Raw genomic sequence first — 19448 nt, forward strand, 5'->3', positions numbered from 1 at the left:
AGACCGTGTGACGGTTCAGCGGCGCAGATACATCTTGCCCACGCCGTTCAGCGCCGCGAAAAGCTGCGCGAACTGCGCCAGGAAGGCGTCCCAGGCCAGGGCGCCGGTCTTCTCCGCCACCGCCCGGTGGATGTCGCCCAGGCTGGTCCGCCCGTCCACCCGCGCCAGGATCGGCCCGGCCAGACGGGGCAGGGGCAGGGGGATGACGGCGCCCATCAGCTCCGCCTCCAGCACGCCGCCGGGAGGCAGGCCCTTCGCCACGGCGGCGCCGTCCAGATCGCGCAGCACCGGCACCACCTCCGGCCCGTCCGGGCGGGCGACGGCGGCCTCCGCATCCTCCGGACGGACGAGATAGGCGATGTGCTTGGTCATGCTGCCGGTGACCTGCTCCGCCCAGGCGGCGCGCTCCAGCCGGGACAGACCCTCCAGCCGCTTCAGCAGGCGGGGGTCCTTCACCCAGACGGCGGGGTCGTAGCGGTAGGGCTCCACCAACGCCGCGATGGCCAGACCGCCCGCCGCCGCCAGCTCCGCCAGCTCCGGCACGCTGTAGGGGCGGTCGCAGGAATGCAGCAGCAGGTCGTAGAGGTCGGCGTCGGCCTGTTTGTGGTCGCCGATGAAGGGGTTGCGCAGCAGCCAGTTGGACGGCGGCAGACGCTCGATCAGCCGGCGGGCCAGCGCCACCTGCTCCTTCGGCGGCAGGTTCGCCGCGAGGGTGCGCAGCGCCGCCTGCATGGGGTAAACGCCGGTCCGCCCGTAGGGGGCGTAGACCATCAGCCCGATCCCGCCGCCCGGCTTCAGCGCCCCGGCCAGCGAGCGCATCCCCGCCGCCGGATCGTCCAGATGGTGCAGCACGCCGCAGCAGTCGATGTAGTCGAACGGTCCCAACCCGGCGAGGTCGAGGAGGGAGCCGCGGCGGAAGTCGATGTTGGTCAGGCCGCGCGCCCTGGCCCGCGCCTGCGCGATCTCCCGCGCGGCGTCGGACAGGTCCAGATAGGTGACGCGCCCCGGATTGCCGGCGTCGGCCATCTGCTGGGCGATCATGATCGTCCCGTCGCCGGTCCCGCCGCCGGCCACCAGCACGTCGAGGGGCTTGGCGTGGTCGAGACGCCCGCCGAAGACGTTGTGGTTCACCTCGTCCAGATGGCTGGGCGACCCGGTGATCAGGCGCTTCGTCTCGTCGGCGGGGTTGCGCGCGGGATAGGGGAAGGCTTCGTACTGGGCGCGCAGGGTGTCGATGCTCATGGATCGGGCAGCCGGTCAGGTGGACGGGTGCCGGACCATAGCATCAACGGGGGTGGGGTGGGGGAGTTGGGGGAGTGGTTGTGCTGGGCCCCCCTCCCGGCCTCCCCCGCTTCGCGGGGGGAGGATAAAAAGCCCTCCCCCGCCGAAGGTGGGGGAGGGTTGGGTGGGGGCCCATTACGACCACTCTACCCCGCCATCCCCTCCGCCGGGCGCACCACGCCGACCTCACGCCCGTTGCGGTTGGTCACCGGCTGGTTGAGAAGCCGGTCGGCCCGCGCCCACTGCTCGTCGGACAGAACCTTGGTGGCGCGGATCAGGGCGGCCAGAGCCACCTCGCGGGCGCGGGGGGTGCCGTCGTCGATCTTCAGGGCAATGCCCAGACCCTGCTTGGGCAGGACGGCGCAGCCCACGCCCTCGGCCCCGCCCTTGACCAGGACCAGACCGCCCGCCGCCTGCATCATGCCGGTGTCGAAGCTGTCCTTGCCGGCGATCAGGTGCGGGTGCGCCCGCCAGGCGCGGCGGATGCGGGTCACCGCCTCGGCGCGGCTGTCGGGCAGGTCCTTCGGGTCGCCGATGCGGGCCATGGCGTAGGCGATGGCGCCCAGCGGGATGCCGACGGTCGGGATGGCGCAGCCGTCCACGCCCCAGGGGGCCTGCGACAGGTCCTGGCCGGTCATCTGCTCCATCACGCCCAGGACGCGCTGCTGCACCGGGTGGTCGAAGCGCACATAGCCCTTGATCGGCTCGCCCTTGTGCAGGGCGGTGGTCAGGAAGCCGGCGTGCTTGCCGGAGCAGTTGTTGTGGAAGGCGGTCGGCGTCTCGCCGTGCCGGATCATCTCGTGGGCCGTCTCGGTGTCGGTCGGCAGATGCGCCCCGCACTCGTAATCGTCCACGGTCAGGCCGAGGCGCCTGATCCACGCCTCGGCGATGCGGGTGTGCCGGATCTCCCCATGGTGGGAGGAGCAGGCGAGCGCCAACTCCTGGTCGCCCAGCCCATAGGCGTCCAGCGCGCCCGTCTCCACCAGCGGGATCGCCTGGATGGCCTTGACGGCGGAGCGGGGATAGACTGGGGCTTCGATGTCGCCCCATTGGGCCAGCACATGCCCGTCGGCATCGACGATGCAGGCGCGCCCGCGGTGGACGGACTCCACCATGCCGCCGCGCGTCACCTCGACGAGGATCGGCGCCTCCGGCGGGCCTGACAGGTCGGCGTGGGCCTCCGCGTGGCCCTCCGCGGGGGTGTGATGATCGGCGTGGCCGTGGTGATGACCGTGGCCGCCGCAGCAGGAAGAATGGTCGTGGCTCATGGGGGGAGAGCTTGCCTCTCTCCGAGGCCCGAGGCAAGGTGTCGCACCATCGGACCCACCGTCCCGCGCTATGTGCGGAACGGAATTACGGATGATTGTTCAAGCCATGCGCGGATATTTCGCCATCGGGGTGGAACGGATCAGCAAGCCGGGCAACGTCGGCAACCTGATGCGCTCCGCCCACGCCTTCGGCGCCTCCTTCTTCTTCGCCATCGACCCGGAACCCGACCTGCACGAGGCGCGGTTCGTCGACACCTCGGGCGCGGCGGAGCATCTGCCCCTCTACGTCTACGACCGGGTGGCCGATCTGGCCCTGCCCAAGGACTGCCAGCTCGTGGGCGTGGAGCTGACCGAGGACGCGGTGGAACTGCCCAGCTTCCGCCACCCGACGCGCGCCGCCTATGTGCTGGGGCCGGAACGCGGCAGCCTGTCCAAACCGCTGCTGGAGCGGTGCGACTTCACGGTGAAGATCCCGATGAAGTTCTGCATCAACGTCGGGGTGGCCGGCGCGCTGGTGATGTATGACCGGATGATCAGCCTGGGCCGCTTCGCCGAACGCCCGGTGCGCGTCGGCGGACCGACCGAGCCGCTGCGCGATCACCAGCATGGCCGCCAGATCATGCGCAACCCGGAACGGCGCCGCCGCATGCGCGGCATCCAGAAACCGGTGATCGTTTCGGACGAGGAATGATCGGGTTCAGAACTTCACAAATGGGTTCAGGATCAGCCCCAGCGCGCCGGTGAAGCGAAGCGGCGCGTCGGTCACCGCCAGGCACAGGCAGCCCTCCTCGTCGGCCACCGGGCGGTGACGGACGGAGTCGTCGGCGACGGACAGGTCGCCGCGGGCGAACTGCCCCAGATCGTCGGTGAAGCCGCCGTCCAGCACCAGCGTCAGCTCGATTCCCCGGTGGGTGTGGTGGGGCGGCCCGACGCCGCTCCCCAGCCGCATCAGCCGCGCCTTGCCCCGCCTTTCGGAACCGGAACCCAGCGGGATGTCGCAGCAGTCCATGCCGCGCATCAGCCGCTTCCAGGGCAGGCGCGACAGGTCGTTGCCGACGTAACGGCGCAGCGGTTCGGGCAGGAGCGGCACCTCGGCGGGCCGGTGGACGGGCTTCGGCCTCGGCGTGCGGGGCGGAGGCGGCAGGTCGTCCAGCCGGGCCATCACCGCCTCCAGGCAGGCGGGATCGACCGCGTCCGGCTCGATGCTTTCCAGCAGGGCGCCGCCGACCGCCTCCATCTCCGCGACGTTCAGACGGCAGCAGGGGCAGAGCGCCAGATGGGTCGCCACGATCAGCGACGCCGCCTCGCCCAGCGCTCCGCCGGCATAGTCGATCAGCAGGGTGTCGCCGGGATGATGGGTGGGCACGGTCATCGTGAATCCCTCAAGGCCTTGCGCAGCCGGTCCATGGCCAGCCGCAGGCGCGACTTGACGGTGCCCAGCGGAATGCCCTGTTCGGCGGAGATCAGGCTGTGCGGCTTGTCCTCGAAATAGGCCAGACGAAGCAGGTCCGCCTGTTCCGGCGGCAGGGACTTCAGCGCGTCCCTCAGCCGCCCGGCGGTTTCGCGCGCCGCCACCCCGTCGTCGGCGCTCTCCGCCGGGCCGGGAACCAGCGTGGGGTCGTCGGGGTCGATCTCCGGCCGCTGTTCCCGCCGCAGCGCGTCGATCCGCTTGTTGCGGGCGATGGTGAACACCCAGGTGCCGGCCGACGCCTGCGCCGGGTCGTAGGTTTCCGCACGGCGCCAGACCAGCAGCATCACCTCCTGCACCAACTCCTCCGCTCCGCCCGCGTCACAGCCCTGCCGGCGCAGATAGGCCTTCAGCCGCGGGGCGAAATGGCCGAACAGGGCCGCGAAGGCCGTGCGGTCGCGATCCCGCCCGACCGCCGTCAGCAGCTCTTCGAGCGTCCGGTCCGTACCGGCGGCTGGGGAACCGAGATCCTGCATCCACGTCTTCTGGGGCGCCGTCTTTGTGCACGGGGACAAGCCCCGCAACAGATGGTGCGCGGAGCGCTCCGCTGCAAAGCGTGTTTGGCGCTTCCCGGTGTCGCATGGACGGTCGTGTGGGCGGGCGGCCAGTGGAATCATGGGTGGGTGCGGCGTTTGGTCCTGCTTTCGATGGGTCTTCTACGCACCCGGCGGCCCATCGGATCACCGGCATTCGAATCGAATGTGCGGGTCGATTGCAGGAGCGGCCGCTGCGACAACCCGTGACTTCGCCGCCGGAGACGGGCGGCGGCCCTGGAAAGCCACACCGAATTGGGGTAGGGTCCGACCCGTTCCCGAACCCGTCCGTGAAACCATTCGAGCCTCCGCCAACCGATGTTGCCCATCCGCACCATCCGTCGCACCGCCGGCGCCGCTCTGCTTCTGGCCGGTCCGATCCTCGCCGCGACGATCACCACCGCGTCCGCCGCCGACCCGCGCCTGCTGGGGACCTTCAAGGACTGGAACGCCTTCGCCTTCGACGAAGGCGGGCACAAGGTCTGCTACCTGTCCAGCCAGCCCAAGAAGAAGGAACCCGCCGCGGCCAAGCGCGGGGACATCTATGTGCTGGTCACCCACCGCCCGGCGGAAAAGACGCTGGACGTCGTCAGCGTCGTCGTCGGCTATCCCCTGAAGAAGGACAGCGAGTCCACGGTGGAGGTGGGCGGCAAGTCCTTCAAGCTGTTCACCGACGGCGAAACCGCCTGGGCGCGCGACGCGGAGACCGACAAGGCGATCACCGCCGCGATCCGCGACGCCAAGGGCAAGTCCATGGTGGTGAAGGGCGTTTCGGCCCGCGGCACGAAGACCACCGACACCTACGGCACCGACGGCTTCGCCCAGGCTTACGACGCCATCAACCAGGCCTGCGGCGTGAAGCGCTGAGCAGCGCTGCTCTTTTCACTTGGTCTTCCGTCGTTTCGTCTTTTGACTCCGGACGCTCGTGGCCCTATCTAGGGGGCCATGAGCGCCTCCAATCACGCTGCTGCCTTTGCCCTGCCGGCTGTTGACGCCGACGGTCGCAAGAACCTTGTCGGCCTGTCCCGCGACGAGCTGGAAGCCGAAATGCTGTCCGTCGGCCTGGAGAAGTTCCGGGCCCGCCAGCTCTGGCACTGGATCTACCACCGCGGAGCGATCGACTTCGCAGTGATGACCACGCTCGCCAAGCCGGTGCGCGAAAAGCTGGCGGAGACCTACGCCGTCGCCCGCCCGACCGTCGTGCGCGACCTGAAGTCGGTGGACGGCACGCGCAAGTGGCTGCTGCGCATGCCCGACGGGCAGGAGGTGGAGAGCGTCCACATCCCCGAGGAGGACCGCGGCACGCTCTGCGTCTCCTCGCAGGTGGGCTGCACGCTGACCTGCCGTTTCTGCCACACCGGCACGCAGCGTCTGGTGCGCAATCTCGACGCCTCGGAAATCGTGGCGCAGGTCATGCTGGCCCGCGACGCGCTCGGCGAATGGCCGGCGCCGCCGGACGGGCGGATGATCTCCAACATCGTCATGATGGGGATGGGGGAGCCGCTCTTTAATTACGAGAACGTCGCCAAGGCGCTGAAGATCGTCATGGACGGCGACGGGATCTCGATCTCGAAGCGCCGCATCACGCTCTCGACCTCCGGCGTCGTCCCCGCTATGAAGCGCTGCGGGGAGGAGCTGAACGTCAACCTCGCCGTCAGTCTGCACGCCGTGACGGACGAGCTGCGCGACATCATCATGCCGATCAACCGGAAATACCCGTTGAAGGAGCTGATGGACGCCTGCCGCAATTACCCCGGCCTGAACAACGCGCGGCGCATCACCTTCGAGTATGTGATGCTGAAGGGCGTCAACGACAGCCCGGCGGACGCCCGCGCCCTGGTCAAGTTGCTGGAGGGCATCCCGTCGAAGATCAACCTGATCCCCTTCAACCCCTGGCCGGGCGCCCCCTACGAGCGTTCGACCGACCGGGCGATCCAGGTCTTCGGCGACATCGTCAACAACGCCGGCTACGCCAGTCCCGTCCGCACCACCCGCGGCGAGGACATCATGGCCGCCTGCGGCCAGTTGAAGAGCGCGTCCGTCCGCCTGTCCGCCGCCGACCGCGCCGCCATCGAGAAGGTGCTGGCCGAGAAGGACGCGGCTCTGGCCGGTTGAGGCCGGTCCTATCCCTGGGAGTGTTCCGTGCCTGAGTTCGCCGTCGATCCCGGCCTCGTCCTGTTCCTGTTCAACGCGGCGGCGGTCTGGCCGCTGATGCGCATCTTCCGCCGGGCGGGCTTTTCGCCCTGGTGGGCGCTGGTGATCTTCGTGCCGGTGGTCGGTCTGGTCGGCGTGCTGGGTCTGCTGACGATGCGGCGCTGGCCGGCGCGCGTCCTGGCGGACGGCCCGGCGCCGCCGCGCAAGACGCGGAGGGCCGCGTGATGGAGACGTTCGAGCCGATCGTCGGCCTGCTGAACGCCGTCTACTGGCAGCCCTGGTCGGCGATCATGTCCACCGATCCGTGGACGGCCAATCTGGTCATGGCGATCCTGCTGATGCTGAAGCTGATCTTCGGCGGCTGGGTGCTGGCCAAGGGCGGGCGCAGCCCGCTGTGGGCTCTGGTTCTGCTCATCAACGGGGCGGACATCTTGGCGATCTGGCTCTACGCCTACATCCGCTGGCCCTTCGTGGACCGGACGCCCGCCCGCCCTGCGGCGGAGACCACCGTTGCAGCGGACGCCGGGACGGACTGAGCGGGACCGATTGATTCGCATCTGCCGTAGGGCTACTGTCCGGCACCGATATCTTTCCCACCCGCGTGAGTAGTCCCATGAGCGGTGCGTCCGGCAAACAGATCAAGAAAGTGGTGCTCGCCTATTCGGGCGGCCTCGACACTTCGGTGATCCTGAAGTGGCTTCAGGAAACCTATCAATGCGAGGTGGTGACCTTCACCGCCGACCTCGGCCAGGGCGAGGAGCTGGAGCCGGCGCGCAAGAAGGCCGAGCTTCTGGGTATCAAGCCGGAAAACATCTTCATCGACGACCTGCGCGAGGAATTCGTGCGGGACTTCGTGTTCCCGATGTTCCGCGCCAACACCCTCTATGAGGGCACCTACCTGCTCGGCACCTCGATCGCGCGCCCGCTGATCGCCAAGCGCCAGATCGAGATCGCCAACCAGGTCGGCGCCGACGCCGTGGCCCATGGCGCCACCGGCAAGGGCAACGACCAGGTCCGCTTCGAGCTGGGCTACTACGCGCTCCGCCCGGACATCAAGATCATCGCCCCGTGGCGCGAGTGGGACCTGAACAGCCGCACCCGGCTGATCGACTACGCCGAGAAGAACCAGATTCCGATCGCCAAGGACAAGCGCGGCGAGGCCCCGTACTCCACCGACGCCAACCTCCTGCACATCTCCTACGAGGGGAAGGCGCTGGAGGACCCGTGGGTCGAGCCGTTCGAGGACATGTACACCCGCTCCGTCGCCCCGGAGAAGGCCCCGGACACCCCGACCTACGTCGAGGTCGAGTTCAAGCGCGGCGACGCGGTGGCGATCGACGGCAAGGCGCTGTCCCCGGCGGCCCTGCTGACCGAGCTGAACCGCCTGGGCGGCGAGAACGGCATCGGTCGCCTCGACCTCGTCGAGAACCGCTATGTCGGCATGAAGTCGCGCGGCGTGTACGAGACGCCGGGCGGCACCATCCTGCTGGCCGCCCACCGCGCGATGGAGAGCATCACGCTCGACCGCGGCGCCGGCCATCTGAAGGATGAGCTGATGCCGCGCTACGCGGAGCTGATCTACTGCGGCTACTGGTTCAGCCCGGAGCGTCTGGCGCTCCAGGCCCTGATCGACCAGACCCAGGAGACGGTGAACGGCGTGGTCCGCCTGAAGCTGTTCAAGGGCAACGTCACGGTGGTGGGGCGCAAGTCGCCGAACAGCCTCTACCGCATGGACTATGTGACCTTCGAGGAAGACAGCGTCTACAACCAGAAGGACGCGGAAGGCTTCATCAAGCTGAACGCGCTCCGCCTGCGCCTGGGCGCCATGGCGCGGGCGAAGGTGTAACGCACCCTGTTTGTCAATGGCGCCAAGGTTATTCCTTGGCGCCTTGACTTTCTGATTGCTCAATAATTTCGCGAATGACTTTTGAGTTGAGCGAATTTAGCGGGTCTTGGGTTGCGCTGCTGCTGAAGTCGTAACATAGTCCGGCTGCTGGCACGAAAAACAAAATCCACCCCTTTTCAACAAACTTGTAACTTTTCTTTGTTTTCGTTGTGCATGTTGATATGAAGCATTTATTCTTTTTGTTGAATTCAAATATTTGCTTCAATTCGCTTGGCCTTTCCTCAAATCTGTCGGACCACTTGATTTCAAATGAATTTATGGACTTTATTTTTATAGGTTTACGCTCTTCATGGTCTGTTTCATCTTCATCATCCTTCCTTTTTATGCGAAAATTTACCTCGCCATTAAGGTTTATTAGGTCGACCTCACCTGCTTGCCAGCGAGCGTACCTAAAGCCGTCCAGATTATTGCCATGTTGAATTTGCGCGGTAATGGCTGTTTCCACAAGATTACCCGCAATTTCATCGTCTTGCTTGACTTCCCCGAAAAGCGCAGCACGGATTGATGGGTTTGCTAAATGCACTTTGAAATGGGTTTCTCGTTTGAAACGTTTGGCGTTTTGATCAATGCGTGGAAGTTTAATTATCAAGAATGCAGCCTCTAAATACTCCACGTACTTTCGAACGGTGTTTTTCGCAAGTCCTGAAGATTGCGATAGGCCGTCATAGCTAACCTCCTCAGAGGTGTTGTATGCTAGAACAGTGAAAAGGTGATTAAGCTCCTGAATATTATCCACCCCATAAAGCGCTGGAAGATCTCGCAGAAGCACCTTGTCAAGAATATCTTCTTTCACAAAGCGGGTTATGTTGCCTTTAATTTCATTGTTTAGAACAACTTCGGGGAACCCGCCGAAATTAATGTAGTCAAAAAAATGCTTATTCAAAATATCGATAGGGATGTCCTTGATAGAGGTTATGCCGATGAAATTCATGTATTCACAGAACGCCAAGGCGGGCAGCATGAAATCGGTGAATCGGCCAGCGCCGGACTCCGTGCTCTTCAATCGCAGAGCGGCAGCGGCAGAGCCAGAAACCACGAAACGGATGTGGGGCAATGAATCTACTAAGGATTTTAAGTGGCGCTCCCAATCGCGCAGATATTGCACCTCATCAAAGAAGACCCAGCGTGGGCAACGGTCAAGAATTTCGTCTTCGCTCCACTGGATGCGTAGAATATTTTCAAGTCCAAGACCAGTGTAAACTGGCGTATCAAGAGACAAGTAAAGCGTGTCCTTGGGATTGGTACCATCCTTGATGAGTTGGTCGATGGTTTGCCGGATCAGCACTGTCTTTCCAACGCGACGTGGTCCCATTAAGACCACAGCACGATTTACCTCCCGATTGGTTACCAATTTAAAGAATGGCTCGAAGTGCGCACGGCGGATTGGTGGAGCGAGGTACTCATCTACCTTCCCCTCGCGCCACCACGGATTGTCGAGTCGTAGACGCAGCCGGACTTCATTCTCAGTAACTTCGCGCATCATCGCACCTCGATCAGAATCCTGATCGAAGTATCGTCCCGGCCTGAGGAAAAATCAAGATCGTGATCTATTGTGACTCCAGCCGGAAGCTCCCATCCTCCGCCACCACGGCGAAGGGGTTCCAGGCGACCTCCCAGGGGTGGCCGTCCGGGTCGGCGAAATAGCCGCTGTAGCCGCCCCAGAAGACGTCCTGCGCCGGTTTCAGGATGCGCCCGCCGGCCCGCTCGGCCTGGGCCATCACGGCGTCCACCTCCGCCTTGCTGCGCAGGTTGTGGGCCAGAGTGATGCCGCCGAAGCCCGAGGTCGGGCCGGACTCCGCCAGATGCGCGTCCTCGGCCAGCGCCTCCCGCCCGTAGAGGGCGAGCGCGATGCCGCCCAACTGGTAGAAGGCGATGGCGTCCTGGCTGACGGGGGAGGGGGTCCAGCCCAGCCCCTCCTCGTAGAAGCGGCGGCTGCGCGCGAGGTCGGCGACGCCCAGCGTGATCAGGCTGACTCTCTGCTCCATGTCAGCCCTCCTTGCGTTCGGGCGTGGCGACCGGCAATCCGGCCTCCTTCCAGGCCTTGAAGCCGCCGTCGAGGTGGCAGACGTTCTCCAGCCCCATCGACTGCACGGTGTCGGTGGCGAGCGCCGAACGCCAGCCGCTGGCGCAGTAGAAGACGAAGCGCTTGCCCGACGCGAAGACCGGCTTGTGATAGGGGCTGTCCGGGTCCACCCAGAATTCCAGCATCCCGCGGGTGGCCGGGAAGGCGCCGGGGATCATGCCGTCGCGCGTCAGTTCGCGCGGGTCGCGGATGTCCACGAAGACCACGTCCGGGTCGCCGTGCAGGGACAGCGCCTCCTTCGGCGTGATCGCCTGGATGCGGCCGTTGGCCTCGGACAGAAGCTCCTTGTAGCCCTTCTTCATCGCCATGGCGGTTTCCTCCTTTTGGGACCTTTGGCCGTTTTCGGACCCTTGGCGGGACCGTTGGCGCGTCTGCGCTGTTGTGGCTCTACGCAACTGTGCAACAGGCCGCCTGTTCCGTCCACCTCGGGCCATCCACCTCGGGCCGGGCGGCGCGGCCAGGGGGAGCCCAGGGAAAGCCATGCAGACCGCCACCGACGGGACCACCGAAGCCGCCGGCGCCTTGCCCGCCGTCATCGATCCGATCCGTGTGGAGCGGAACGAGCGCTACGTCCGCCGCCGCTTCTGGAACACGCTGCGCGCCAACCTGCACCGCGTCCCCTTCCTGGAACAGGCGCTGGCCGCCTTCTTCTGCGCGACCGATCCACAGACGCCCTTCAAGGCGAAGGCGATCCTGATGGCGGCGCTGGCCTATTTCGTGCTGCCGGCGGATTCCATTCCGGACTGGCTGATCGCGGTCGGCTTCGTGGACGACGCGGCGGTCCTGGCGACCGCCGTCCAGGCCGTGCGAAGCAACCTGCGGCCCGAGCATCACGACCGCGCCCGCGCCACCCTGCGCAAGGAGCAGCGGATGAAGGACCCGGCGGGCTCCCCGGCGGGCCACTGACGGCTCACGGTTTGGCCGCCGCCCGTTCGCTGCGCGACTGCGCGGCGTCGCGGTGTGCGGTGTAGAGGGCGGAGGCCGCGATCACCCCGGCGCCGGCCCAGCCCCAGACATCCATCGCCTCCCCGAACAGCGGCCAGGCGAGCAGAGCGGTGAAGGGCAGGCGGGCGTAGTCGTAGGGCATCATCGCGGAGGCCGGCGCCAGCTTGAAGGCGCGGGTCAGCGCCAGTTGCGACAGGGTCATCATACCCCCCAGCAGGACGAGCCAGCCGAGCGCCGTCCATGTCGGCCATTCCCAGACGAACAGGGCCGGCACCAGCGCCATCGGGGTCAGGAACAGCCCCATATAGGCGACGACCACCATCACCCCGTCCGAACTCGCCAGCGCCCGCACCTGGAGCGTCGTGGCGGCGGCGGCGGCGCAATGCAGAAGCATGACCAGCAGCGTGGGGTCCAGGGCGGCGGCCCCAGGCCGGACCACGATCACCACCCCGGCCAGCCCCACCAGAACCGCGGCCCAGCGGCGCGCCCGCACCGTCTCGCCCAGGAACAGCGCGGCCCCGGCGGTCACGAACAGGGGAATGGTGAAGCTGAGCGCCGTGGCGTCCGGCAGCGGCATGTGGGTGACGCTGTAGAACCAGCCCAGCATCGCCAGCAGGCTGGTCAGCGAGCGCGACGCGTACAGCCCCGCCCGTCCGGTGCGCAGCCGTCCCGGCCCGACCGCCGCGATCCAGGGCAGCATGAACATCAGGCCGAACAGGTTGCGGAAGAAAACGATCTGGAAGGGGTGAAGCTCGCCGCCGACGTGGCGGATCATGGCGTTGCCGATGGCCATGAACAGGGCGGCGCACAGCATCCAAAGCGCCCCTTCCAGCGGCTTTCCCGCCATCCCGGGGGAGGAGGGGACCGGAGGACCTTTGGCCGTGGGATCGTCGGCGATGAGCGCGGGGTTGGGCAAGCGGTCGCGTCCCTGACGGATCGGCCTGCGGGCGGCGCACCATCCCCCGGTACGCCGGAAGGCGGGACAGCGCCACCCCGGCGTGCAACGCTATCCTGCCCTTCAAGCGCGCCGGGGTGCAAGGGACAATCGGGAGGGGATCAGCCGCCAGCCTTCAGCGAATCGATCCGGGAGCGGATCAGGGTGTATTCGGGCTCGTCCGGCTTGAACTGGGCCAGAAGGCGGGTCCACAGGTCGTTGGCCTCCGCGGTCTTCCCGATGCCGGCGGCGTTCAGGCCCAGCAGCCAGAGCGCGTCGCGGTTGTCGGGTTCCGCCTCCAGCGCCTGACGGAGCGAGGCGACGGCCTCCTCCGGCATGGGGGCGGGCTTGGCAGAGCGCGGCTCCGCCGACAGCAGGGCGGAGGCGTAGGCGACCAGCACGTCGGGCCGCTTGGGCGCCTGCTCCCGCGCCTTGCGGGCGGCGTCGATGGCCTTCGCCGTTTCGCCCAGCACCCCGTAGGAGCGCGACAGCCGCAGCCAGCCGTCCACGTCGTTCGGGTTGGCCTCCAGCCGGGCGGCCAGTCCATCGACCATGCCACGGATCATCTGCTGCTGGTCTTCGCCATCGCCCTGGCCTTGATTTTGGGCGACCGGGGGCTGTTCGGCGGGCAGCGGCTCCGGCATCACCTTGGCCGGGTCGAGGTTCAGCGCCTTGGCGGCCTGGACGATCTGCTCCCGCACCACCGGCACCCAGGGCGCGTCGGCGGGGGATTCGGCCAGCAGCGAGCGCCAGCGCTCCAGCGCGTCCTTGCTGTCGCCGGCCTGGAAGCGGGCCAGCGCGGCGTAGAAGCGGGCGCGCGGCTCCTTCGGGTCCTTCGCCAGCACGCGGTCGAAGGTCTTGACGGCCTCCTCCGGCACGGTGCCGCCGTTGGCGGAGATCAGAACCTCGCCATAGGCGCCCAGAAGCTCCAGATCGTCCCCGGCCAGCGCCACGGCCTTGCCCAGCGCTTCCGCGGCGTCCGGCAGGCGGCCCATCTTGGCGTAGGCCTGACCGAGGATGGCCCAGCCCTGCGGGTCGTCGGGGGTCTCGGCGAGCTGGGCCTTCAGCTTATCCATCGCCGCCAGCACGTTCTTCGGCGGCCCGCCGCGCTCATGGTCCAGGTTGCGGGAGGCCAGAGGCTGCGCCGGCAGTTCCGGGCGGCCCAGCTTGCCGTAGACGGCCAGCGCGCCGAGCGGCAGCAGGACGGCCAGCAGGGCGGCCAGCGCCATGGCGCTGCGGGGGGCGCTGCGCGGCGCGCGGGCGGAGGTGGCGGTCTTGGCCTTCGCGCCCGCCTTCCCGTGCTCGGCGATGGCCAGCATGCGGCGCCCGATCTCGGCGCGGGCGGCGGCGGCCTGCGCCTCGCTGATCAGGCCGCGGCCCTGGTCGCGCTCCAGTTCGCTCAACTGGTCGCGGTAGACCTCCAGGTCGTAATCGGCGCGGTCCTCACCGGCCCCGCGGGGCTTCTTCAGCAGCGGCGGCACGATCAGCAGCACCACGCCCGCCGTCATCGCGGCGGCGACGATCCAGAACAGCATCAGGCTTTGTCCTTACGGAGCAGGGCGTCCAGGCGCCTCCGCTCGTCCTCGGTCAGCGGGGCGGTGTCGCCGCCCACGACCATCGGGCCGTCGGCGGCGGCGCCCTTGCGCCCGCGCAGGTACAGGGCCGTGGCGACGCCGCCGATGGCCAGGATCACGAAGGGGCCGATCCACAGGAACAGCGTCGTCGCCTTGAAGGGCGGGCGAAGCAGCACATAGTCGCCGTAGCGGTCGGTGACGAAGCTCAGCACCTGCGCGTTGCTGTCGCCGGCCTCCAGCCGCTCGCGCACCAGAACGCGCAGGTCGCGGGCGAGCGGGGCGTTGGAATCGTCGATCGACTGGTTCTGGCAGACGAGGCAGCGCAGATCCTTGCTGATCTCCCGCGCGCGGCCTTCCAGCGCCGGGTCCTTCAGAACCTCGTCGGGCTGGACGGCGGAGGCGGCGACCGGGGTCAGGGCCAGCAGGGCGCCCATCAAAACCGAGGGAAGGAGGGCTCTCACGACGCGCTCCTCAAATGCTTGACCATGGGAAGAATCTGCTCGTCCACCACCTGCGGGGTCAGGGGGCCGACATGCTTGAAGCGGATGCGGCCCTGGCGGTCGAGGAGGAAGGTCTCCGGCACGCCGTAGACCCCCCAGTCGATGGACGCGCGCCCGTCCAGATCGACGCCGATGCTGGCGTAGGGGTCGCCGTTGCGCTTCAGCCAGGCGATGGCGTCCTCGGCCTTGTCCTTGTGGTTGATGCCGCGCACCGTCACGCCCTGCTCGCGGGCGAGCCGGGTGATGATCGGGTGTTCCGCCTTGCAGGGGATGCACCAGGAGGCGAAGACGTTCACCAGCGTGACGTCGCCCTTCAGCGTCGCGTTGGACAGCCCCTCCTTGTAGCCCGGCAGCGGCGGCAGGGAGAATTCCGGCGCCGGCTTGTCGATCAGGGCGGAGGGGATGTCGCGCGGGTCGCGGTCGAACCCCCGCAGGAAGGCCACGCCGACACCGACGAACAGCAGCAGCGGCAACAGATAGATCAGGCGGCGCATCGCAGGCGTGTCCTCACTCGGCGGGCTGAAGCGTGCCCTTGGCGGCACGGCGGCGTTCCGGGGCGCCGACGCGGAAGCGGCGGTCGGACAGGCTGACCAGCCCGCCCATCATCATCCCCAGCGAGCCGATCCAGATCCACGGCACCAGCGGGTGGTGGTACAGGCGCACGGTCCAGGCCGTGCCGTTCTGCGCCGGGTCGCCCAGCGCCACATAGACGTCGGACAGCCAGGTGGTGTGGATCGCCGCTTCGGTCGTCGTCATGCGGGTGACCGGATAGCTGCGGCGCTGCGGCGTCAGGGTGGCGATGTGCTTCCCGTCGCGGGTGACGGTGAAGACGCCCTGCTCGGCGCTGTAGTTCGGCCCCTGCACCGTGCCGACGCGGTCGAAATGCACGGCGTAGGCGCCGACCGTGGCGTTGTCGCCCGGCTTCATCGCCTGGATGGTCTCGCTCTGCCAGGCCGAGGTGCCGGTCATGCCGGCGATGGCGATGCCCATGGAGGCGTGGGCGATGGTCATGCCCCAGGCGCTGCGCGGCAGGTTGACCGCGCGGTTCCAACTGTCCTTCGCGGGGATGCGGAACAGGCGGATGCGCTCCGCGAATTCGGCCAGCGAGCCGAAGAAGGCCCAGGCGGCCAGCCCGATCCCGACCAGCGCCAGCAGCGGGCCGCCACCGTTGGTGATGTAGGCGGCGATGGCGACGCAGGCCACGGTCGCCACCGCCGCCGACCACAGCCGGGTCAGGGCGCCCAGAAGGTCGCCGCGCTTCCAGGCCAGGAAGGGACCGACCACCATGGCGATCACCATGGGAATGGCGACCGGGATGAAGGTGGCGTTGAAGAAGGGCGGGCCGACCGACACCTTGCCCAGGTCCAGAACGTCGAGGAACAGCGGGTAGAGCGTGCCGATGAAGACCGTCGCCGTCGCGGTGGACAGCAGCAGGTTGTTCAGCACCAACGAACCCTCGCGGCTGACCGGGGCGAACAGGCCGCCGGTCTTCAGGCTGGGCGCCCGCACGGAATAGAGCAGCAGCGAACCGCCGGTGGCGATGGCCAGCAGGACCAGGATGAAGACGCCGCGCGCCGGGTCCACCGCGAAGGCATGGACCGAGGTCAGGATACCCGACCGCACCAGGAAGGTGCCCATCAGCGACAGCGAGAAGGTGATGATCGCCAGCAGGATGGTCCAGGTCTTCAGCGCGTCGCGCTTCTCCACCACGATGGCGGAATGCAGCAGCGCCGTGCCGGCCAGCCAGGGCATGAAGGAGGCGTTCTCGACCGGGTCCCAGTACCACCAGCCGCCCCAGCCCAGCTCGTAATAGGCCCACCAGGAGCCGAGCGCGATGCCGGCGGTCAGGGTGGACCAGGCGGCCAGCGTCCAGGGCCGCACCCAGCGCGCCCAGGCCGGGTCCACGCGCCCTTCGATCAGGGCCGCGACCGCGAAGGAGAAGGCGATGGAGAAGCCGACATAGCCCGCGTAGAGGAAGGGCGGGTGGAAGGCGAGACCGGGGTCCTGGAGCAGCGGGTTCAGGTCGTTGCCGTCGAGCGGCGCCGGAAACAGGCGGGTGAAGGGGTTGGAGGTGATCAGGACGAACAGCAGGAAGCCGACGCCGATCATGCCCTGGACGGCGATGACCCGCGCCTTCAGCGAAGGCGGCAGGTTGCGCCCGAAGATCCCGACCGCCGCGCCGAACACCGTCAGCATGACGATCCACAGCATCATCGAGCCTTCGTGGTTCCCCCAGACGCCCGACACCTTGTAGAGCATCGGTTTCATCGAGTGGCTGTTGGCGGCCACGTTCGACACACTGAAGTCCGACACCACATGCGCCCAGGTCAGGGCGCCGTAGGCGATCAGCACCAGCAGCATCTGGGCGACGGCGGCGGGGCGGGCGACGCCCATCCAGGCGGCGTTGCCGGTGGCGGCGCCCACCAGGGGAACGCCGGATTGCACCAGCGCCACGAACAGCGCCAGCACCAGCGCGTAATGGCCGAGTTCGGGAATCACGGGCCCGATGCTCCCTAAAAGAACGGAATGAGGAGGAGACAGGAAGCCGCAGGCTTTACGAGCTGGGCTTCTGCTCCTTCGAGTTCGCCTTGAAGTGCTCCGCTTCCTTCAGCGCGTCGGCGACTTCCGGCGGCATGTAGTTCTCGTCGTGCTTGGCCAGCACCTCGCGCGCCTGGAAGACGCCGTTGATCATGCGGCCTTCCGTGATAACGCCCTGCCCCTCGCGGAACAGATCGGGAAGCTGTCCGCGGTAGGTGACGGCAACGGTGTGCACCGTGTCGGTGACGCGGAACTGCGTCGTCAGGCCGTCGGGCAGCTTGCTCACGCTGCCTTCCTCGACCAGACCGCCCAGGCGGAAGTTGCGGTCGCCGATGTCCTGGGTCTGCAACTGCGTCGGGCTGAAGAAGAAGACGATGTTGTCCTCGAAGGCCGTCAGCGTCAGGGCGGTGGCCGCGCCAAGGCCCAGCAGGGCGAGGCCCAGCATGTAGAGGCGCCGTTTCTTGCGGGTCATCCTTCACCAACCTCCGCCGCGGGGGACGCCGCGGCTCCGTTGCGCGCCCGGCGCCGCCGCGGCGGGCGGCTGCCTTCCAGCGCCTTCAGGGTCGTCTCGGCGCCGCGCAGCGCCTTCAGCGTGGCGGCCAGCAGGCCGACCATCACCAGCGCCGCCAGCGCGTAGGACGACCAGACATACGCGGCGTAGCCGCCCATCGCGAAAAACTCTGCCATCCTTGCCTCCGGCCCAGCCTGTGCCCCGTGCCCAGCCCGCGTCTCAGCCCTGCGCCTCGGTCAGGCGCATGGTCTGGATCTTGCGCTGCACGATCTCCGCCCGCAGGCGCAGCAGGACCACCGTGATGAAGTATGCGGTGAAGCCCAGCGCCATGACGATCAGCGGGACCAGCATGGACCCGTCGATGGTCGGTCCGCCCATGCGGATGACGCTGGCCGGCTGGTGCAGGGTGTTCCACCAGTCCACCGAGAATTTGATGATCGGCACGTTCACGATGCCGACGAGAAGCAGCACGTTACCCGCCCGCGTCCCGCGCTGCGGGTCGTCGAAGGCGTTCACCAGCGCCATGTAGCCCAGATAGAGGAAGAACAGGATCAGCACGCTGGTCAGCCGCGCGTCCCACACCCACCACGTCCCCCACATCGGCGCGCCCCACAGCGAGCCGGTGACGAGGCAGATGAAGGTGAAGCCGGCGCCGACCGGGGCGGCGGCCTTGGCGAACAGGTCGGCCAGCGGATGCTTCCACACCAGCCCGCAGGCGGCAGCGATGGCCATGTTGACGTAGACGAACAGGCTCATCCAGGCGGCGGGGACATGGATGTACATGATCCGCACGGTGTCGCCCTGCTGATAGTCGCGCGGCGACCCGATCAGCGCGATGTAGAGCCCGACGATCAGCAGGATCACGGTCGCCCCCGCCGTCCAGGGCAGGATCGCCGCCGACAGGCGCTGGAAACGGGCAGGATTTGCAAATCGATGCATAGGACCTATGGGCCTCTGGTCGTGCTGCGGACGATATAAGCGCAGTGATGCCCCAGCGCGAGGGGTTTCGCCTTGATCTTGGTCAGGAAACATGGCCGCACACCGTGGCGTTTTCAGGACGGTGCGGCGGCCTGCCGCACTGACGGTACGACGGGTTGACGCGCCCTTTCCATGCTACGTTGGTGTGGGATGGGCAAAAAAGTCCGGGGGCTGGCATGGGCATGATCACGGTGCGGGATATCGACGATACGGTTCTGAAGGCTCTGACCGACCGCGCCAGCGCCGCCGGCCGGTCGCTGGAGGAGGAGGTGCGCGAAACGCTGGCCCGGTCCGTCCGCGGGAGCCATGAGGATTTCTGGGAGCGCGCGGATCGTCTTCGGGCCAGCTTCGGGGGGCGTGTCGTTTCCGACAGCGGTGTGATGTCCGCCGAGATGCGGGAAGAGCGGTCGCAGCGGATCGGTGAGCCATGAGGCGCCTGCCGTCGTCCATCGTCGCCGATGCCAGCCTAGTGGTGAAATGGGTCGTCGCCGAAGAGGACAGTGACAAGGCGAAGGCCGTCGGCCTGGGACGGGCATTGCTCGCTCCCGATCTGCTGCTCGTCGAATGCGCCAACATTCTCTGGAAGCATCAGAGGCGTGGGGAGATCGACCAGGGCACCGCCATGGCGGCTCTGGCCGTTCTGCAATCCGGACCATTCGCGTGGACGCGGGATTGCGATCTGGTTGGCGACGCCTGCCGACTGTCCACCGGAGTTGAATCACCCTGTGTATGATTGCCTTTACCTTGCGCTTGCTCGGCAAACCGGCGTGCCGGT

General features: G+C 67.4%; 24 protein-coding genes. 9 read left to right on the forward strand and 15 right to left on the reverse strand.

The features are described 5' to 3' along the window. Positions 1 to 15: 15 nt before the first annotated feature. Complete coding sequence (locus DS843_RS06370; RefSeq protein ID WP_149468032.1) at positions 16 to 1242, reverse strand: class I SAM-dependent methyltransferase; 1227 nt, start codon at positions 1240 to 1242, stop codon at positions 16 to 18. Between the two features lie 185 nt (positions 1243 to 1427). Next, positions 1428 to 2549: an asparaginase gene (locus DS843_RS06375; RefSeq protein ID WP_149468033.1), complete on the reverse strand. Its 1122-nt coding sequence runs from the start codon at positions 2547 to 2549 to the stop codon at positions 1428 to 1430. A 91-nt stretch (positions 2550 to 2640) separates the two neighbouring features. Between DS843_RS06375 and DS843_RS06380 the strand changes: the two genes are divergently transcribed. Further along, positions 2641 to 3240, forward strand: a complete 600-nt coding sequence (locus DS843_RS06380) for an RNA methyltransferase (protein WP_408902064.1) — start codon at positions 2641 to 2643, stop codon at positions 3238 to 3240. Positions 3241 to 3246: 6 nt separating this feature from the next. Here the strand turns inward: DS843_RS06380 and DS843_RS06385 are convergent, their stop codons facing one another. Then, a complete protein-coding gene (locus DS843_RS06385) occupies positions 3247 to 3921 on the reverse strand; it encodes a ChrR family anti-sigma-E factor (protein WP_149468034.1) in 675 nt (224 codons plus the stop codon). After that, positions 3918 to 4493 carry a sigma-70 family RNA polymerase sigma factor gene (locus DS843_RS06390; protein WP_149468035.1) on the reverse strand — a complete coding sequence of 192 codons (576 nt, stop codon included), beginning with the start codon at positions 4491 to 4493 and terminating at the stop codon, positions 3918 to 3920. The genes DS843_RS06385 and DS843_RS06390 overlap by 4 nt, the downstream gene beginning before the upstream one ends. Positions 4494 to 4868: 375 nt before the next feature. Between DS843_RS06390 and DS843_RS06395 the strand changes: the two genes are divergently transcribed. From DS843_RS06395 to DS843_RS06415, 5 genes are all read left to right on the forward strand, one after another. After that, positions 4869 to 5417, forward strand: a complete 549-nt coding sequence (locus tag DS843_RS06395) for an invasion associated locus B family protein (protein WP_149468036.1) — start codon at positions 4869 to 4871, stop codon at positions 5415 to 5417. A 78-nt stretch (positions 5418 to 5495) separates the two neighbouring features. Next, a complete protein-coding gene (gene rlmN / locus DS843_RS06400) occupies positions 5496 to 6665 on the forward strand; it encodes a dual-specificity RNA methyltransferase RlmN (RefSeq protein ID WP_149468037.1) in 1170 nt (389 codons plus the stop codon). Positions 6666 to 6692: 27 nt separating this feature from the next. After that, positions 6693 to 6929 (forward strand): hypothetical protein, encoded by a 237-nt coding sequence (locus DS843_RS06405; protein ID WP_149468038.1) that lies wholly within the window; start codon positions 6693 to 6695, stop codon positions 6927 to 6929. Then, positions 6929 to 7240, forward strand: a complete 312-nt coding sequence (locus DS843_RS06410) for a hypothetical protein (protein WP_149468039.1) — start codon at positions 6929 to 6931, stop codon at positions 7238 to 7240. Before DS843_RS06405 ends, DS843_RS06410 begins: the two co-directional genes overlap by 1 nt. Positions 7241 to 7317: 77 nt before the next feature. Beyond that, a complete protein-coding gene (locus DS843_RS06415) occupies positions 7318 to 8550 on the forward strand; it encodes an argininosuccinate synthase (protein ID WP_149468040.1) in 1233 nt (410 codons plus the stop codon). 28 nt (positions 8551 to 8578) lie between these two features. Here DS843_RS06415 and DS843_RS06420 read toward each other — a convergent pair whose 3' ends face one another. The 3 genes from DS843_RS06420 to DS843_RS06430 form a co-directional block, all read right to left on the reverse strand. Continuing rightward, on the reverse strand, positions 8579 to 10093 hold the full coding sequence (locus DS843_RS06420; protein WP_149468041.1) for an ATP-binding protein: 1515 nt from the start codon (positions 10091 to 10093) through the stop codon (positions 8579 to 8581). Positions 10094 to 10157: 64 nt separating this feature from the next. Further along, a complete protein-coding gene (locus tag DS843_RS06425; protein WP_149468042.1) occupies positions 10158 to 10595 on the reverse strand; it encodes a VOC family protein in 438 nt (145 codons plus the stop codon). Position 10596: 1 nt separating this feature from the next. Further along, positions 10597 to 11001, reverse strand: a complete 405-nt coding sequence (locus DS843_RS06430; RefSeq protein WP_208852187.1) for a rhodanese-like domain-containing protein — start codon at positions 10999 to 11001, stop codon at positions 10597 to 10599. 172 nt (positions 11002 to 11173) lie between these two features. On the opposite strand from DS843_RS06430, the gene DS843_RS06435 reads away from it, so the two are divergent. Then, complete coding sequence (locus DS843_RS06435; RefSeq protein WP_149468043.1) at positions 11174 to 11599, forward strand: YkvA family protein; 426 nt, start codon at positions 11174 to 11176, stop codon at positions 11597 to 11599. A 4-nt stretch (positions 11600 to 11603) separates the two neighbouring features. Here the strand turns inward: DS843_RS06435 and DS843_RS06440 are convergent, their stop codons facing one another. The 8 genes from DS843_RS06440 to DS843_RS06475 form a co-directional block, all read right to left on the reverse strand. Beyond that, the gene (locus DS843_RS06440) at positions 11604 to 12554 is read right to left on the reverse strand and encodes a DMT family transporter (RefSeq protein WP_286191966.1); all 951 of its coding nucleotides are present in this window, start codon (positions 12552 to 12554) and stop codon (positions 11604 to 11606) included. A 140-nt stretch (positions 12555 to 12694) separates the two neighbouring features. Next, entirely contained in the window at positions 12695 to 14107 is a 1413-nt protein-coding gene (gene ccmI, locus DS843_RS06445; protein ID WP_149468044.1) for a c-type cytochrome biogenesis protein CcmI, read from the reverse strand. After that, the gene (locus tag DS843_RS06450) at positions 14107 to 14607 is read right to left on the reverse strand and encodes a cytochrome c-type biogenesis protein CcmH (protein ID WP_475849050.1); all 501 of its coding nucleotides are present in this window, start codon (positions 14605 to 14607) and stop codon (positions 14107 to 14109) included. Before DS843_RS06450 ends, ccmI begins: the two co-directional genes overlap by 1 nt. Next, the gene (locus DS843_RS06455; protein ID WP_149468045.1) at positions 14604 to 15140 is read right to left on the reverse strand and encodes a DsbE family thiol:disulfide interchange protein; all 537 of its coding nucleotides are present in this window, start codon (positions 15138 to 15140) and stop codon (positions 14604 to 14606) included. Before DS843_RS06455 ends, DS843_RS06450 begins: the two co-directional genes overlap by 4 nt. A 13-nt stretch (positions 15141 to 15153) precedes the next feature. Further along, the gene (locus tag DS843_RS06460) at positions 15154 to 17145 is read right to left on the reverse strand and encodes a heme lyase CcmF/NrfE family subunit (RefSeq protein WP_149468046.1); all 1992 of its coding nucleotides are present in this window, start codon (positions 17143 to 17145) and stop codon (positions 15154 to 15156) included. Positions 17146 to 17200: 55 nt separating this feature from the next. Next, entirely contained in the window at positions 17201 to 17656 is a 456-nt protein-coding gene (ccmE, locus tag DS843_RS06465; RefSeq protein ID WP_149468047.1) for a cytochrome c maturation protein CcmE, read from the reverse strand. Continuing rightward, a complete protein-coding gene (gene ccmD / locus DS843_RS06470) occupies positions 17653 to 17871 on the reverse strand; it encodes a heme exporter protein CcmD (protein WP_014238691.1) in 219 nt (72 codons plus the stop codon). The genes ccmE and ccmD overlap by 4 nt, the downstream gene beginning before the upstream one ends. Before the next feature lie 43 nt (positions 17872 to 17914). Then, positions 17915 to 18634 (reverse strand): heme ABC transporter permease, encoded by a 720-nt coding sequence (locus tag DS843_RS06475; protein WP_149468048.1) that lies wholly within the window; start codon positions 18632 to 18634, stop codon positions 17915 to 17917. Between the two features lie 215 nt (positions 18635 to 18849). Between DS843_RS06475 and DS843_RS06480 the strand changes: the two genes are divergently transcribed. Together DS843_RS06480 and DS843_RS06485 are read left to right on the forward strand one after the other, a co-directional pair. After that, the gene (locus tag DS843_RS06480) at positions 18850 to 19104 is read left to right on the forward strand and encodes a FitA-like ribbon-helix-helix domain-containing protein (RefSeq protein WP_149468049.1); all 255 of its coding nucleotides are present in this window, start codon (positions 18850 to 18852) and stop codon (positions 19102 to 19104) included. Continuing rightward, positions 19101 to 19406: a type II toxin-antitoxin system VapC family toxin gene (locus tag DS843_RS06485; protein WP_149468050.1), complete on the forward strand. Its 306-nt coding sequence runs from the start codon at positions 19101 to 19103 to the stop codon at positions 19404 to 19406. Before DS843_RS06480 ends, DS843_RS06485 begins: the two co-directional genes overlap by 4 nt. The last annotated feature ends 42 nt before the right edge of the window (positions 19407 to 19448 follow it).

It is taken from the genome of Roseomonas genomospecies 6 (assembly GCF_008365375.1).
Taxonomy (GTDB): Bacteria; Pseudomonadota; Alphaproteobacteria; order Azospirillales; family Azospirillaceae; genus Azospirillum.